General features: G+C 62.2%; 17 protein-coding genes, 1 tRNA gene and 1 pseudogene. 9 read left to right on the forward strand and 10 right to left on the reverse strand.

What is annotated here, in order from left to right:
• Positions 1–201: 201 nt before the first annotated feature.
• Positions 202–642, forward strand: coding sequence for a ketosteroid isomerase-related protein (locus tag AC0VX3_RS09285; RefSeq protein WP_475524466.1), 441 nt, complete (start codon positions 202–204; stop codon positions 640–642).
• A gap of 33 nt (positions 643–675) precedes the next feature.
• On the opposite strand, the gene AC0VX3_RS09290 is transcribed toward AC0VX3_RS09285, so the two are convergent.
• On the reverse strand, positions 676–1,476 hold the full coding sequence (locus tag AC0VX3_RS09290) for a crotonase/enoyl-CoA hydratase family protein (protein WP_475524467.1): 801 nt from the start codon (positions 1,474–1,476) through the stop codon (positions 676–678).
• Positions 1,477–1,562: 86 nt separating this feature from the next.
• On the opposite strand from AC0VX3_RS09290, the gene AC0VX3_RS09295 reads away from it, so the two are divergent.
• Positions 1,563–2,156 carry a TetR/AcrR family transcriptional regulator gene (locus AC0VX3_RS09295; protein WP_475524468.1) on the forward strand — a complete coding sequence of 198 codons (594 nt, stop codon included), beginning with the start codon at positions 1,563–1,565 and terminating at the stop codon, positions 2,154–2,156.
• A gap of 59 nt (positions 2,157–2,215) precedes the next feature.
• Here AC0VX3_RS09295 and AC0VX3_RS09300 read toward each other — a convergent pair.
• Positions 2,216–2,644 (reverse strand): annotated as a pseudogene (locus AC0VX3_RS09300) (3-keto-5-aminohexanoate cleavage protein); the annotation flags it as partial.
• Positions 2,645–2,690: 46 nt separating this feature from the next.
• Positions 2,691–3,602, reverse strand: a complete 912-nt coding sequence (locus AC0VX3_RS09305) for a shikimate dehydrogenase (protein ID WP_475524469.1) — start codon at positions 3,600–3,602, stop codon at positions 2,691–2,693.
• A 178-nt stretch (positions 3,603–3,780) separates the two neighbouring features.
• On the opposite strand from AC0VX3_RS09305, the gene AC0VX3_RS09310 reads away from it, so the two are divergent.
• From AC0VX3_RS09310 to AC0VX3_RS09325, 4 genes are all read left to right on the forward strand, one after another.
• On the forward strand, positions 3,781–4,446 hold the full coding sequence (locus tag AC0VX3_RS09310) for a TetR/AcrR family transcriptional regulator (protein ID WP_475524470.1): 666 nt from the start codon (positions 3,781–3,783) through the stop codon (positions 4,444–4,446).
• Between the two features lie 125 nt (positions 4,447–4,571).
• On the forward strand, positions 4,572–4,922 hold the full coding sequence (locus AC0VX3_RS09315; protein WP_342895319.1) for an ArsR/SmtB family transcription factor: 351 nt from the start codon (positions 4,572–4,574) through the stop codon (positions 4,920–4,922).
• Positions 4,915–6,030 (forward strand): permease, encoded by a 1,116-nt coding sequence (locus AC0VX3_RS09320; RefSeq protein ID WP_475524471.1) that lies wholly within the window; start codon positions 4,915–4,917, stop codon positions 6,028–6,030. The genes AC0VX3_RS09315 and AC0VX3_RS09320 overlap by 8 nt, the downstream gene beginning before the upstream one ends.
• 10 nt (positions 6,031–6,040) lie before the next feature.
• Entirely contained in the window at positions 6,041–6,898 is an 858-nt protein-coding gene (locus tag AC0VX3_RS09325) for a transglutaminase-like domain-containing protein (protein WP_475524472.1), read from the forward strand.
• A gap of 13 nt (positions 6,899–6,911) precedes the next feature.
• On the opposite strand, the gene AC0VX3_RS09330 is transcribed toward AC0VX3_RS09325, so the two are convergent.
• Positions 6,912–7,454, reverse strand: coding sequence for a dimethylsulfonioproprionate lyase family protein (locus tag AC0VX3_RS09330; RefSeq protein ID WP_475524473.1), 543 nt, complete (start codon positions 7,452–7,454; stop codon positions 6,912–6,914).
• A gap of 366 nt (positions 7,455–7,820) precedes the next feature.
• Here AC0VX3_RS09330 and AC0VX3_RS09335 point away from each other — a divergent pair, with 366 nt between their 5' ends.
• On the forward strand, positions 7,821–8,918 hold the full coding sequence (locus AC0VX3_RS09335; protein ID WP_475524474.1) for an NAD(P)/FAD-dependent oxidoreductase: 1,098 nt from the start codon (positions 7,821–7,823) through the stop codon (positions 8,916–8,918).
• Between the two features lie 153 nt (positions 8,919–9,071).
• Positions 9,072–9,659, forward strand: coding sequence for a GNAT family N-acetyltransferase (locus AC0VX3_RS09340; protein WP_475524475.1), 588 nt, complete (start codon positions 9,072–9,074; stop codon positions 9,657–9,659).
• Between the two features lie 49 nt (positions 9,660–9,708).
• Here the strand turns inward: AC0VX3_RS09340 and AC0VX3_RS09345 are convergent, their stop codons facing one another.
• Both AC0VX3_RS09345 and AC0VX3_RS09350 read right to left on the reverse strand, forming a co-directional pair.
• The gene (locus AC0VX3_RS09345; protein WP_475524476.1) at positions 9,709–10,452 is read right to left on the reverse strand and encodes an SIMPL domain-containing protein; all 744 of its coding nucleotides are present in this window, start codon (positions 10,450–10,452) and stop codon (positions 9,709–9,711) included.
• 145 nt (positions 10,453–10,597) lie between these two features.
• The gene (locus AC0VX3_RS09350; protein WP_475524477.1) at positions 10,598–11,647 is read right to left on the reverse strand and encodes an AI-2E family transporter; all 1,050 of its coding nucleotides are present in this window, start codon (positions 11,645–11,647) and stop codon (positions 10,598–10,600) included.
• A 293-nt stretch (positions 11,648–11,940) separates the two neighbouring features.
• On the opposite strand from AC0VX3_RS09350, the gene AC0VX3_RS09355 reads away from it, so the two are divergent.
• Positions 11,941–12,017: transfer RNA gene (locus tag AC0VX3_RS09355), tRNA-Ile, on the forward strand.
• Positions 12,018–12,091: 74 nt separating this feature from the next.
• On the opposite strand, the gene AC0VX3_RS09360 is transcribed toward AC0VX3_RS09355, so the two are convergent.
• The 4 genes from AC0VX3_RS09360 to AC0VX3_RS09375 form a co-directional block, all read right to left on the reverse strand.
• Entirely contained in the window at positions 12,092–12,988 is an 897-nt protein-coding gene (locus tag AC0VX3_RS09360) for a hypothetical protein (protein ID WP_475524478.1), read from the reverse strand.
• An 80-nt stretch (positions 12,989–13,068) separates the two neighbouring features.
• Complete coding sequence (locus AC0VX3_RS09365; protein WP_475524479.1) at positions 13,069–13,377, reverse strand: hypothetical protein; 309 nt, start codon at positions 13,375–13,377, stop codon at positions 13,069–13,071.
• A gap of 22 nt (positions 13,378–13,399) precedes the next feature.
• Positions 13,400–14,299 carry a hypothetical protein gene (locus AC0VX3_RS09370; RefSeq protein ID WP_475524480.1) on the reverse strand — a complete coding sequence of 300 codons (900 nt, stop codon included), beginning with the start codon at positions 14,297–14,299 and terminating at the stop codon, positions 13,400–13,402.
• A 272-nt stretch (positions 14,300–14,571) separates the two neighbouring features.
• A complete protein-coding gene (locus tag AC0VX3_RS09375) occupies positions 14,572–15,078 on the reverse strand; it encodes a hypothetical protein (RefSeq protein WP_342895308.1) in 507 nt (168 codons plus the stop codon).
• Positions 15,079–15,285: the final 207 nt, after the last annotated feature.

Here is a 15,285-nt window from a genome sequence, read left to right on the forward strand (position 1 = left end):
GAAAAACCTCTGCCTTGCCGGGCTTTTGCCGGGACCACGCCGAGTCTTTGCCGGGTCTTTGCCGGGTCTTTGACAGGGTTTCGTCCGCTTTGAAGCGGCTTTGGTAAAATTCCGTATACCGCCTGATGACTTGCCCCTTGCGGTGACGGGGGCGCGCGGGCACACTCGCGGTACACGGTAATTTTGCCACTGCGAGGATCCATGGCCAGCAAGCAGTCCCGGTTTCTGATCGACACGTATTTCGCCGCCTTCAACGCGGGCGACAGCCAGAAGATGGAAAGCCTGGTCGCCGACGATCTTGTTCATGACGTCAACCAGGGCGAACGGCGTATCGGCAAGGACAAGTTCTGGTCGTTCAACGTGCACATGAGCCGCTGCTACAAGGAGCGGCTCAGCGAGATCGTGCTGCTGGTGACGGAGGACGGAACACGCGCCGCGGCCGAATTCATCGTCAACGGCACCTATATCGATACAGACAACGGTCTGCCTGAAGCTCATGGCCAGACCTACAAGCTGCCGGCGGGCAGTTTCTTCGAGATCCGCGACGGCCATATCGCCCGTATCACAACCTATTACAACCTTCAGAACTGGATCGACCAGGTGAAGGACGGAACCGGCGAACAGGTTGCCGAAGAGGCGTGACGCCTTGAAACCGCGCCCCTTCGCCGAGAGGGGTCAGGGCGTTCCATCGCTGTCGTAATCGGGAATTCTCCGTTCGATCCAGGCGTCGAGCCCTTCGCGGGTGTCGCGGGTCACCGCCATGCGCGCAAATTGCTCCTGTTCGATCTGAAGGCCTTCGGCGATGCCGGTGTTCAGGCCGCGGGTCACGGCGGTGAGGATGCGGGCGGCGGCATGACGCGAGTGCCGCTGAATGCGGCCGGCGAGTTCGAACGCCGCATCCAGGACAGCCTCCGGCGGCACCACCTTGTTGACCAGTCCGAGTTCGAAGGCCCGCTGCGCCGTGAACGGATCGCCGGTGAGCAGCAATTCGAGGGCCCGTTTGCGCCCGGCCAGCCGGGGCAGGCGCTGGGTGCCGCCGAAGGTGGGCGGAATGCCGATATTGATCTCGGGTTTCGCGAACATGGCAGTGTCGGCGGCGACGGCAAGATGCACCGCTTCTGCGATCTCGCAGCCACCGCCGTAGGCAAGGCCGTTGACGGCGGCGATGACCGGCTTGGGAAAGGCCTCCAGCCGCGCGGTCATGGCCTGTCCGCGGCGGCAGAACTCCCGGACGGCGATGTCGGCTCCGGCCGCGATGGTCGCGGAGAATTCGTGAATATCGCCGCCGGCGGAAAAGGCGCGCCGGCCGGCGCCGGTGATGACGACCGTATGGATGGCATCGTCCCGCTCGAGCTCCTCCAGATATTGCAAGATCAGATCGTTGGTCGCGTAATCGAGCGCGTTGAGCCTTTCCGGCCGGTTGAGCGTCAACAGCGCTGTTTTTCCCTGGCGGTCCAGTAGCACGGTGTTGGACATGGTCCGTCTCCCTTGTGTAATTTCGATATCCGGAGGCTAGCCGGGGCGGGCATTGAAGTATATTCACTGGTGAGTATACTTATTGAATGACACGCCCCTCATCCACTGCCAGCGAGCGGATCCTGACGGCCGCGAACAAGCTGTTTTACGCCGAAGGCATCCGCGCGGTCAGCCTCGACGCGATCGCGGCGAAAGCCGGGATCACGAAGAAGACCGTCTATTATCATTTCAAGAGCAAGGACGACCTGATCGAGGCCTATCTGGTCTCCCGCGACCAACCCAATCTGGATCTGTTCCGAAGCTGGTTCGAGGAAGCGGATGGCGGATTGGCGGACAAGGTCCAGGCGATATTCCGCAATCTTGCGGCGTCCGCACGCCATCCGAAATGGAAAGGCTGTGGCTTCCTGCGCACGGCCGCCGAGCTTGCCGACATGCCAGGCCATCCGGCCATGAAGGTCGGCGCAGCCCACAAGAAGAAATTCGAGGCCTGGATGGCGGCAGAATTCGAAGCATCCGGCGTCGAGCGGTTCCAGGACCTGGCCCGTCATGTGGTGCTGCTGTTGGATGGCGCGTTTTCAACAATGCTCGTGCACCGTGACGCGGCCTATGCGGAGGCGGCCGGCACGGCGGCGAAGACGCTGGTGGCGGTGACTGTCGGGACCATGATCCAGCGCGCCTGACTTCGCTCGCCCCCTAACTTCACGTGCTCTGCGGGATGTCGGCTGCCAGGTTCTGCCATTCAGCGGACGGGCACGCCCTTTGCCCGGAAACGCCGCTTCTGGGCAGCGATGCGGAACTGGGCGTTGGCGGCGCCGTAGCCCTTGTAGCCGCCACGGCGCTCGACCACCTCGAAGAAGAAGCCCTCGCCATAAGTGGGGCTGTAGAGCTGGAAATACTCGCCGGTGTCGTCCCGGTCATAGAGGATGCCGGAGGATTTCAACGCCTCCAGAAAACTCTCCTCAAGGCCGAACCGGGCGTCGAGGTCGTCGTCGTAGTTCGGGGAGATCTCGAGTGGCGCGAAACCGTTCCGCTTGAGCGCACTGACCGTCTGGAAGATGTCACCGGATCCAAAGGCGATGTGCTGGATGCCGGACCTGAAGCCTTCCGAGATGAAATGCCCGGCCAGGGTCTTGCGGTTTTCAGCGCCGTTGAGCGTGATCCGCAGGCTCTTCCAATCCTTTTAAAAACGATCAACTTGCCTGCTTTCATGAGCCTCATGACGGCAGGTTGACCCAAGCATCCGCGGCTGCCCGCGGTATCGTGTCGAAGGCATCGAAGGCATCGAACGCTGCCTTCATTCGAACCGGATCGGCGCGCCGACCGGTAAAGAGTTCAAAGGCCCGGACGGCCTGAAAGACCGCCATGCCGGATCCCGGCAGGACGCGGCAGCCGAGTTGCCGCGCGGCGGCCAGCAGCTCCGTTTCCAGGGGGAAATAGACGATGTCCGCGACCCACATGCCGGGCCGCAGGAACTCGAACGGAAACGGTGTGCCCGGCGTCTTGGCCATGCCGACCGGGCTGGCATTGACCACGCCGGACAGATCCAGGCGGGCGGCTTCGGTGACGGTGGTAACAGGCGCAACGCTCAGGCCTGGGCGGTTCGCCTGAACCTTAGCAGCCAGTTGTTCGGCGCGGGCCGGGTCCAGGTCGAAAATTTTCAGATGCCGGGTGCCGCAGTCCGCCAACGCGTGGGCAACGGCAACACCCGCTCCTCCCGCACCGAGCAGAAGCACCGTCTCCAGGGGTGCGTCCGGCATGTTCTGCCGGAAGCTTTCCGCAAACCCCCAGAGATCGGTGTTGTGGCCGATACGTCTGCCGTGACGGAACACAATGGTGTTGACCGATCCGACGGCGGCCGCGTTGGGCGAGAGTTCATCAAGAAGGTCAATCACTTCCATCTTGAACGGATAGGTGACGTTGAGACCGTTGAATCCGGTCAATTCCGCCGCGTGCACAATGGTTTTCATGTTTTGGTCGTCCGCGGGAAGCAGGTCGACATCGATGATGCGATAGACGCTGCGCATCCCCTGGGCGGCCGCTTCCGCCATGTGCATTTCCGGCGTTCTCGATCGCGCTATACCGCGTCCGATCAATCCGGCCAGCAAAATGTCACTTGCGGTGCTCACCCAGGTTCCTCCCACGGATCCGGCCGTCAGCCGGGGTTTCCCTCTTCGCGGGGTTTTTATCCGGCTGCGGCTTCGTTATGGCGGCAAAATGAACTAACCAGTTAATTCAGTCAAGGAGGAATGTACCAGACAGTTAATTAAGGCTGGCGCAGGGCGGCAGGCTGAGCTAGAAAAAGGCATGTCAATCAATGAGACGGTGGCGTCCGGGAAAAGTTCCGCGCGCGCCCGATGGAAGCAGGATCCGGAAGGCGTTCGGGCCAATATCCTGGCCGTGGCGCTGGAAGAGTTCGCGACCAACGGCCTGTCGGGTGCCCGGATGGACGAAATCGCTGCCAAGACGCGGTCGTCCAAACGCATGATCTACTATTATTTCGGGGACAAGGAGACCTTGTACCTGAAGGCGCTCGAGGCGGCCTACAAGAAGGTGCGCGAGGGCGAGGAGCAACTGGACCTGGACCATTTGAGCCCGCGCGCGGCTCTGGCAAGACTGGTTGAATTCACCTTCGAGCATCACCGCAACAATCCGGCCTTCATCCGTCTGGTGATGATCGAAAACATTCACAATGGCCGCTACCTTGAGCAGTCCGACGAGATCAAGAGCCTCAACGAGGCTGCCATTGCGCAGATCGAAGGGGTCTATTCCAAGGGGGTCACCGACGGCGTGTTCCGGGACGGGCTGGCGCCCTTGCGGATACACTGGCTGATTTCGGCAATGAGTTTCTTCAACGTTTCCAACGCGACGACCTTTTCCATGCTGTTCGGTCCGGAGCTGCAATCGGCGGCCGGACAGGACATCCTGAAAGCGGATGTTTCCGAAACCGTGCTGCGTTTCGTGGCTGCCTGACCCTTCAATCGTTTCCGATCCGCAGCCGCCGCCTGCGCTGCCTGCAAGCACCGGGCGTCGAAAGCCATTGACAGATCCAAAATCACTATATAACTAGAAATATAGTTATATTGGATGAGGCTTTCATGGATCTGGAAATCGCGGCGCAAGGTTTTTCAGCGCTGGGCTCGGAAGCCCGACTGCAGGTGGTTCTGACGCTGGTCAAGGCAGGGCAGGGCGGTTTGACGGTCGGTGACATCCAGTCCCGGACGGGCATGGCGGCGTCGACCCTTGCCCATCACCTGAAGTTCCTCGCCGCCGCCGGACTGGTGAGGCAGGAAAAGGACGGCCGGTCGGTGATCAATCACGCCGCCTTCGATCACCTGGAAAACCTCGCCGGATACATCCTGAAGGAATGCTGCGCGGATGCAAACGGTTGCGCTGGGCCTAGTGAGCCAAGCGGGCCAAAACGGAAAAGTGAGTTCGTCGATGACTGATACCGTGAACGATCTGCGGAGTGGGGGCGGAGGTGGATCTGCTAGCTGCTGTGCCCCGAAAACATCCTGCTGCAGCACGCCGGCCTCGAAATGGTCCTGGACGCGTTTTCCGGGACGACGTGTCCTGCTGTCGACCTGGACCATCGTCCTCGGCGGCCCGCTGCTCGTGCTGCTGCTCGACCAGCCGCAATTTGTTCCCTTCGTGAGTTTCGCGATCAAGGCCTTTCTCGGCACGTTGCCCTATATCGCCTTCGCGGTGGCACTGATTGCCTGGCTGAAGGCGGCGGGCGCGGAAGCCTATGTCGCCCGGGCGTTCGAGGGGCGTGAAACCCAGGCGATCGTCCTTGCCGCGCTGTTCGGGGGGCTGGCGCCTTTCTGCTCCTGCGAAGTCATTCCCTTCATCGCCGGTCTTCTGGCCGTCGGCGCGCCCCTGTCGGCAATCATGGCGTTCTGGCTGTCCTCACCCCTGATCGACCCGCCGACCCTTCTGATCACTGCCGGCGCGCTCGGCTGGTCGTTTGCCATCGGCAAGGCGGTGTTTGCCGTCGTGCTCGGTCTGTTCGGCGGCTTTCTTGTGGCGATGCTGTTGCGCACGGGGGCCTTGTCCAATCCGGTGAAGATCGGATCCTCGGCCAGCGGCTGCGGCTGCGGGGCCTCGCCGCAGACCGGCCGTCCGGTGTGGCAGTTCTGGCGGGAAACGGAACGCACCGCAAAGTTCGGCACCGAGCTCAGGGTCAACGCGCTGTTCCTGGTCAAGTGGCTGGCCCTGGCCTATGTGCTGGAAGCTGCCCTTGTTACCTATGTTCCGGCTGACCTGATCGCCGGTGTTGTCGGCGGCAACGGGCTCGGCGCCATCGTGATTTCCGCGCTGGTCGGCATGCCTGCCTATCTCAACAGCTACGTGGCGCCGCCACTCCTGGCCGGTCTTGTGGATCAGGGCATGAGTTCCGGCGCGGCGATGGCCTTCATGATCGCGGGTGCGGTCAGCTCGATCCCGGCGATGGCCGCGGTCTGGTCGCTGGTCAAGCCGCAGGTGTTCGCGACCTATCTCGGACTGGGCTTTGTCGGCGCCGTGCTGTCCGGCCTGATCTTCCAGCTGGTTGTATGAGGACCTGAAGATGCGCTCCACTGTCGCTGTAACCGTCACCGTGGCCCCGCATGAAGAACGCGGTCGCAAGCTTCTGGTCCCGGTCGGACTGCCGACACCACACCGGATGACCGCCGGTTTCGAGGTCAGTGACGGCCGCATGTCCCTGACCGGCGAAAGCACGACCGGTCAGATGGCTGCGCTCGTCACTCCGCAGGGAGACGAAACGCTGGCGCTGCGGTACACCTACATGAGCGGCGGGCACGGGTATCCGGACGCAGTCTTCATGCCGCACCGGAACCGTTACACGCAGGCTGCAAGGGAGCTGGTCTTCGACGCGATCAACATTGCCGACGCGCAGCCGGACGGCCATGCGGCCATCCAGGCGCTGGTCAATGCGGCCGCGGAGAAATTCCGCTATGCCCATCCTGACGTGCGCTTCAATGACGGCTGCGAGGAAGTGCCCTATCTTGCCTGCGGCCTGACGGAAGGGTCCTGCGTCGACATCAACACCTATCTGATCGCGTCCCTGCGTGCCGCCGGATACGAGGCGGGCTACATCACCGGCTACTTCTTTCCGCAGGAGAAAAACGGGTCCTGTGAGGACGGGCACTGCTGGGTGGTGACACGCCACAATGGCGTTGTTCTGGAGTGGGATATCGCCCATCATCTGAAAATGGGCACGCGCGAGATCTGTTGCGGTCTCAACCCCAAGCCGGGCGACCGGGTGGCGGTCGCGCATTCCATGGGCCTCACCTTTCCCGCCGCCGGTATCGTGGGTGTGAAACTGATCAACGAACCGGCCTGGATAAGCCACGAAGGCAGGCTGGAAAAGGCCGAGGTCACGATCCGGCGGGAGGTCGTCGACGAGACGGTTGCGTCGGCCTGACGGCTCCCGGTCTTCATCCCCCTTTGCGGCTGAACACCATTTTCTGGCCGGCGAGTTGTTGCTGGGGGCCGATCCACGCATAGGTGAGCAGGGCCGGTTCGGTCTTGGAAACGGTGATGCGGTGGGTGTGCTCCGGCGGGTTGAAGATCATCGAGCCCGGCGCGTAGACGCCCTGGTGATTTTCCGAAACCGCACCTGACAGGCAGATATAGCTTTCCGAAATGCCGCTGTGCGCATGCGCCGGGTAGGTGCAGCCGGGCGCGAACAGGACCAGCCCCAGAATGACCTCGGTGGTCAGGACAGGGCCGTTGAGGCCGCAGATTTCGGCATAGGCATAGGCATAGGTCTTGTCGAGCCCGCGCGAGACCTTTTCATAGCCGTATTGCCAGATCAGATGGTCCTGAATGCTTTCGACGGCACGGATAAGCGGCGCGGTGTGCTCCTGGCGCCCCTCGTCCAGCGCGCGTTTGTGGTGGGCGGTGACCGGCTTTTGCGCCGGCGCGTCGAACCGGATTTCGGACTTGGACTTGCTGACCCGGCTGATGGCCTCGCGCACGGCGCGCTGGTGCGCGCGGATCTTGTCGCTGCCTCCGGAAGACAGAAAACGGTAGGCCTCATAGATCTCCCGCAGTAGATACCCCCCAGTCGGGATAATCGGAGAGCCTCTTCTGCGCCAGCGTCTCCTGGCCCGGAGCGGTCATATTCAGCATGCGGTTTCCTCATATTCAGCGAGGGGCCTCACCAAGGTACGTCCAGGCGAAGGCGATACTTTCCTGCTTGCGGCAATCCAGGTCACAGAACCGGCATGGGCCGATTTGCCGGTGCCCCGACTGACATCCCATCTGGCATCTCATCTGGCATCCCGTCTTGCATCCTCGTATCGTGAGGATACTCTGCCGCTTCACGCAGCAGGACGACTCGCATGACAATACTTGTTGTTGGCGCCGGCATTGCCGGCCTATCCACCGCCTGGGCCCTGACCCGCCGGGGCGTTCCGGTCACGCTTGTCGAACAGGGGCCGGTGCCGAATCCGCTGTCGGCGTCCGGTGACCAGCACCGCATCATCCGACGGGCCTATGGCGGCCGGGGCGGCTACCAGCGCCGGATCGGCGAAGCATACGCGGCCTGGGACGAGATGTGGGCCGATCTCGGTCACAGCTATCTCGTCGAGACCGGCTTCATGCTGTTGTCGCAACAGGCAGGTGACGGCGGAGATGTCTACCGGGACGGTTTGCGCGCAGGCGGGTATCCGCTGGAAGAGCTGACGCCGGAGGAAACCGCCGTGCGCTTTCCCTTTGTCGATCCGGCGACCATCCGCTACGGCGCCGTCAGCCCGGAAGGCGGCATTCTGCTGTGCCGGCGGATCGCTTCGCAGCTCAAGGACTGGCTGGTCGCCCGGGGGGCGGATGTGCGTGAAAACACAGAGGTCACGTCCGTCGATGCGGCGACGGGCTCGGTCTTGCTGGCAGACGGGGCGCGCCTGTCGGCGGACCATGTGATCGTGACGACGGGCGCCTGGACGCTCGGCCTGTTTCCGAAACTGGATGTCAGCCTGACCACCTACCGCACCGCCGTCGTTTACCTGACGCCGCCGGAGGATCTGCGCGAGGCATGGGAAAACGCACCGGCGATCCTGGATCCGGGCGGATCGATCGACGGCTACGTGCTGCCGCCGGTGGCCGAAACCGGGCTCAAGTTCGGCGCGGGGATCCACAAATACAAGGCGAAGCCCGATCAGGACCGGGTGCCGAAGCCGGGCGAAGGCGAGACCCTGCGCGATTACTTTTCGCCGCCGTTCGCGCGGATCGGGGACTACCGCGTCGATGACGTGGTGACCTGCGCCTACACCTTCACCGCCGACGAGCATTTCTTCGTCGAGACCCAGGACAGGGCGACCGTCGTCTCGGCCTGTTCGGGGCATGGCTACAAGTTCGGCGCCGCGGTCGGCCTCAAGCTGGCGGACGGTGTCATGAACAGGGACATGGAGACGGCGCGGACCTGGCTGGAAGCCCGGGACTGAGCAGGTCGCTGCCCATAACGGGGATCATGAACGGGTTTCAGGATCAGCTATCAGGTATGGGGCGGCAACGAGACGAAGGCGCCCGGACGCCGCTCATGCGCAGCCCGGCGGCAAATGCACTTCGAGCCATCTTGCCGGAAGAGGGAATTGGCGATGAAAGTCGATATCAGACGTTTGACCGGTGACGCCGTAAGGCATGCGCTCGACGAACTGGCCGCGCTGCGGATATCGGTGTTTCGGGCGTGGCCCTATCTGTATGAGGGAACCGCGGACTATGAGGCGAAATACCTGCAGCGCTATGCCGACACCGACGGCACCGTGATCGTGGGGGCCTATGACGGGGCGAGGCTGGTCGGAGCGGCGACCGGTGCGCCGCTGGAAGGCGAGCTTGCGGCGTTCCGCCGGCCCCTCCAGGCGCGCGGGCTCGATCTGTCGAAGATCTTCTACATGGCGGAGTCGGTTCTGGATCCTGCCTGGCGCGGCCAGGGGATCGGTCATCGCTTTTTCGAGGAACGCGAAGACCATGCCCGCGCGCTGGGATTTGAAGAGGCGGTGTTCTGCGCGGTTGTCCGGCCCGGCGATCATCCGATGAAACCGGCGGATTACGCGCCGCTGGATCCGTTCTGGCGCAAGCGCGGCTATGACAAGCTCGACAAAGTGGTGGTCGCGTTTCCGTGGCTGGACGTGGGGGACAGCGAGGAAAGCGAAAAGCCGATGCAGGTGTGGCACCGGACGCTGTAGCTCCCATGCCGGGGGGAACCGGCATGGGCGTTGGCGGTGCTGCCCGAGCCTATTTCAGCGACCAGCGGATGGTCACGGTGGCGGCGATGGTTTCCTCGCCTGCTTCCACCGGCACCGGGCCGGACTTGGCCATCATGGCTTCCGCACGCATCATGACGGGACGGGGCATGTCGACACCGGACTCGGCTATGGAGACGATGCCGCCCAGTTCGACGCCCGCAGCCGCGGCAAAGACCCCGGCCTTGTGCCGCGCGTCCGCAACTGCGCCCTGGCGGGCTTCATCGAGCTTCTCACCCGGGTCGCTGACCTCGAAGCGAATGCCGTCCACCGCGTTGGCGCCGCTGTCGACCACAAGGGTCAGCAGATCGCCGAGCTTGGCGAGGTCGCGGACATTGACCTCGACACCGTTGCGAATTTCATAACCCTGAATTTCGGGCTGGCCCTCAGTTGCCTTGGAATGGTCGTAGCGCGGGTAGATGCCGAATCCTCTGGTCCGGATGTCCTTTGCCGCGATCCCCTGAGCCTTGATGGCCTCGATGACCCGGGCGACCGCGATGCTGTTTTCCGAGAGGGCTCCGGCCGCGTTCTTGCCGGTGGAGACCACGCTGGCGGTGATCACGGCCATGTCGGGCGCCACCGACACGGTGCCGCGGCCTTCCATGGTGAGGATGCCGGACAGAGATGCCGGGTCCTGGGCCAGGGCCGGGGCAGCACCCGCGAGCGCGGCCCCCAGAGCCACGGCCAGGGCGGCGGTGCGCAGAAAGCGTGCGGGACGAAAACGACGGGATGTCATTGTGATCTTGTCCTTGATATCAAACCGAATTTCGATGTTGGGAGCATCTGCCGCGATTGCGGCGCGGTAATGACGAACGCGTTCATGCGGAGTTCATCGCGGCCGCGGCGCCGACGCCGGATGTCAGGGGCCGGTCAGGCTGTCTTCAACGGGGAAGGGGGCCGACTTCACCGGTCTGCGACAGCAGCACGGCGACGGGCCGCGCGCCTTCGAAGCGGGCGCAGACGATCACGATCATCACGGTCAGCGGCACGCACAGAACCATGCCGACGATCCCCCAGATCGCGCCCCAGAAAGCCAGAGAGAGCATGATGACAAGGCCCGACAGGTTGAGATTGGACCCCATCAGCCGAGGTTCGATCAGGTTGCCGATGGTAAACTGGATCAGGCCGAGCCCGGAGGCGATGGCAATGAACGGACCCAGATTGTCGTAATACACGAGCGCCAGCAGGCTCGGGAAGATCACGCCGATCAGGGAGCCGATCGTGGGAATGAAGTTGAGCAGGAAGGCGATGAAGCCGAACAGGGCCGCGTAGGGCAGGCCGATCGCGATCAGAACGAGGCTGGTCAGCACGCCGGTGGCGATGGAAACGGAAGTCTTGATGGAAAAATAATGCATGATCGAGCGGTTGATTTCCGCGCGCATGGCAAAGGCGGCATCCGCGCGCTCGGGCGAGGAGAACAGACGTTCGAACTTGGCGTCGAAGGTCGACTGTTCCAGCACCAGAAACAGGACATAGATGAAGACGAGGCTGGCGGAGCCGGCAAGGGTGGTCACAAGGCTCGCCCCCGCGGTGACCATGCGCGGCACGACCGATTCCGGAAACAGGTCCTTCATCTCAAGCGGGTCATTCAGGTCGAGATGAGAGGAAAACTGGCCGAACAGTTCCTCCAGGCGCTTCTGATAGATGGGTGCGTCCAGGGCAAGCTGCGTCAGGTTGACCGTGACCACATCCAGCACCAGGGTCGCGGCGGCGAAGATCACCAGCAGTGCCAGCGAGAAGGAGACATATCCGGGCAGGTGCCGGCGCCCGATCGGGATCGCCTGAATGAGATGGGCCAGCGAATTGATCATGTACCAGACGATCAGGGCGATGACGAAGGGCAGGATCAGCGAGCGTCCGACCACCAGAAGCCAGCCCACCAGGCACACAAGCAGCACGCTCAGCGTGACGGAAAGAAGCGGGGATCGCATGGCGGCTCCGGAGTTGGCGGGACAGGCGGCGACGGCTCCTGGGAGCGCCTGTCCTGTTTAGGTCGGTTCCGCTGACGGCGTAAAGCTGTTTGTTTCCGGGGGAGCGGGTGGCAACTGGGGGCCGGGCGCCTGCCCGCGCGCAGGGCGCGCCGTCCGGTGCCACCGGCAAGGTGCCCTTTCCAGACCTTTTTGCACCCGCCTTTCCCTTCGTCGGCGCAAAGCACTTGCCCCTGAAAGTTGCCATGGTATAGGGAAGACGATGCAGGCGCCGCCACCGCGGCCATGCCTGCCGTGGGCCTGTAGCTCAACTGGTTAGAGCCGTCCGCTCATAACGGATTGGTTGGGGGTTCGAGTCCCTCCGGGCCCACCATTTCTTCTTCAATTCGATGCCTGAGCCAGTAATGTGGCCCAGGCTCTCTTCGGGGTTTCATTCAGTCGGTCTCGCTAGGAGACCGGGCTGCCCTCCATCACATTCTGGTAGACGGCGGCGATGTCCTCCGAAGCGGCTTTCTTCGGATGCAGTTCATCGGTCCAGCGCCCCTTGACGACATTGCGCACGTCCACGACCGTCACGTTGCTGATGTTGCGCGCAACGTCATCGAGCATGCCGTAGAAGCGGTCGACCAGGTAGGCCAGAATGCCGTCGACAAGGGCCCTGTCGCTGCCGATGTCGAAATTCCGTTTGAGGAACGGAGTGCCAAGCCAGGGACCGTCCGCCTGTGCGACCGGATAGTCGTAGCCGTGCACCAGCATAACCGTTCTGGGTGACCTTACCTTGACGTATTGGGCGATTTCCAGATACCCGGACTTCAGTTTCCCGAGCGCGGCGTCGATCCTGTCGAGGTTCAGGTAGTCCTCTGGATCGGAGGACCCACCGCCGTCGGCCTTGGTTTTCAGAAGTCTGGTCAGGGCGCCGCCGCCCAGAACATCGACGCCGCCACCTGAAAAAATGAAGAAATCATTGATGCCGGAATCGATGTGCACCTTGAAGGTCTTTTCCTGCAGCATCTGCTCGAAGGTGTCGCCCGGGCACGCGGTGCTCAACGTCCGGTAGCGCTCTTCCAGGACATCGAAGAAGGTCTTGTTGTAACCGAGCGCATGGGAAAATTCGATCAGGATATTGATCCAGGAATCTCCATCCGCGCAGATCTTGATGTCACTCTGCGCGGAGCGGGCTTCCAGACTGTCCTGCTTTGCCAGTAGCGAGAGTTCGTCTGAAAACTCCGGGCAGTTCACCTGGGCGCCACTCGCTCCGAATATGCGATAGACCAGGCAAAGGTCCGGGTCCTTTTCAAATCTGCGGCTGCCGATGGCGGTTGCGGTTATACTGTCCTGTTTCATTTTCAGTCTCCTTGAGGTTTTCCATTTTCGGGTTGTGGCGATGGGGTCACGTACGGGCCGGCTTATTTCTTTTGGGCGGCCTAAATAAGCTTGAGTACGGCCGAGATCGATCCGAGCAGCTTGGTCGCAGTGACAAGGCCGTTGGTGAAGTCGTCACGGTCCTGCCTGATCGCGTTGAGCCCGTTGCTGGCGCGGGTGAGGTCTCCGGTAAGTTCGGCGTAGGTCGCATTTGCCGGGACGCCCAGAAGGGCGAAATATTCTTCCTCCACACGGCGCAGTTCGGCGTCGATCCGGTCGATCTGTGCCGGGGTCCGTCCGTTGCTTCTGCTCAGCCAGAGGTCGGAAATGCAGTTTCTGAGCTTTTTTGCAGCTGCCTTGTTGCTGGGCATTGGTAGGGTCCTTCCCGTGTCTTCAGTTGGTCAGCAGGACTTGCTTCAGGGCGCTGAAATCGGCGATGGCCTGATTGAAGCCGGCGAGCGCCGCTTCGAAATCACCCTCGGACTCGACCAGTTTCTGGTGTGTCGCGACGATCTGACCGACAAGATTGACGGCCTCGTTGACGGTCTTTACCTGCGCCCGGTAGGTGCGGTAGTCCCTGTCGAACCGGGTGAAGAGGTCGTAGGCACCGGCCCCGTTCGACGCACGCACCTGGGTGAGGACACAGCGCGCGCTGCCGTTCCAGGCCGAGACAAGACGCTTCAGATGTGCTTCGATCTGCTTGTAATCCTGACCGATCCTGCGAGCGCCCCTGAGGATCGAAAGATCGGTCGCGGTCATGATCTCTTTCATCTTTTTCCGTCTGCGAAGTTCGGAAACATTCACGACGGCGTTGACCAGAACCTTGGCGACGGGGCCGACGACAGTGGCCGCGCCCGGGCTGAACGGCCCTATGGCCGCAACAGTGGAGACCTGATCGGAAAAACCGTTGGCGGCCGCGCGCAGGTCGGCAAGGCCTTCGGGACCGGCGACGCCGGCGAGTGCCCGGGAATAGGCCTCGAGCGCGCGGACGAACTTCACCTGTTCCCGGATGGTTTCAAGGGCGCTGTTCGACGGTTTTGAGGCGAGACTGTAGGAACCGGCCTGCAAATACCGGCAGGCGTTGCGGTTGACGGCGATCTTGAGCAGGAGTTCGTTCTGCAACTGGTCGGGTATCGCCACCGCCGCGGAAGCCCTGGTTGCCGCTTTTCCGAAGGCCTCGACGTCCGATGTCGCCGGCGACAGGGCGCATCCCGCAAGGCCGCCGAGTAGCGGCAGCATCAGAATTGGCAAGAGCTTCCGGATCAATAGCCCGGGGGCAAGTGATGACAACATGACTGTTCCTTTCTTCCTGCGAAGCCACCGCCAGACGGTTCGGATGTGCGGGCCTTGCGGCCCCGAGAGAATCCGGGCGGCTGCCAGTGCGGTCAGCGGCGGAGAGCGCTATCCGCCGGGTGGCGGGTCGCTCTCCGCGCCGGATGCTGCAATCAACTGCCGGCAGGGAGGAACCGGGCCGTTTTCAGGCTGGATTGCAGATGCAACGGAATGGATCGGGACTGTCCCGGCCCGGCCGCGCAGGAGGCGCGCCGAGCCGGGGCAGGGACCGCTCAGGCGGCTTTTCTCGCGCGGGCACTGCGTTTGGTTCCGTGACGCCAGGCATCAACCGCGTTGGTCGAGACGCCTGCCAGCGTCAGGACGCCGGCGAGCGAATACTGCGCGCCATCGAATTCGTAGCGGAACCTGTTGTGACCGTTCGACGAAATCAGGACACGGTGGCCGTTGACGAGCGTGTCGGTGATCTCGACTTCGTTGCCGAAGAGATACCCGGCGTAGAAGGGGGTGAAGGTGGTGGAGCGGAGAATGATTTCCACATACTCGTCTCCACCGGCTTCCTGCATCTGAAGCATCAGATCCAGCGTTTCCGGATTGTTTTCCGGCTTTTCGCCTTCGCCGAGCCAGTTGCCCGAGATCCTGGCCGTCATCAGGGAGCCGACCGGGTAATAGAGCTCGAGAATTTCAGAGATGACGAAACCGACATCCTCCGATTTTTCCCAGGGCTTGACCTTCGGTCCCCATTCCGCGACGTCCCGATTGAATTGAACTGTACCAGCCATCTGCGTTCTCCTTGCGTTCTGTGGCGAGTGAAACTGCTCAACCGGAATTGAGCTGCGACACGGAGAGATGCTTGAGGAAGTCGTGTTCTTCCGTATCGACAGTTCGATTATGAATGTAAAAATTATGTTTGTGGTGTTAGAAAAACGTGAAAGTGTGTGATTTTTACTTTAATTTATTGTTATTTTGATAATTTAATTAATTTTGTG

The sequence above is a fragment of the Roseibium sp. QJM3NY_11 genome (genome assembly GCF_056173175.1).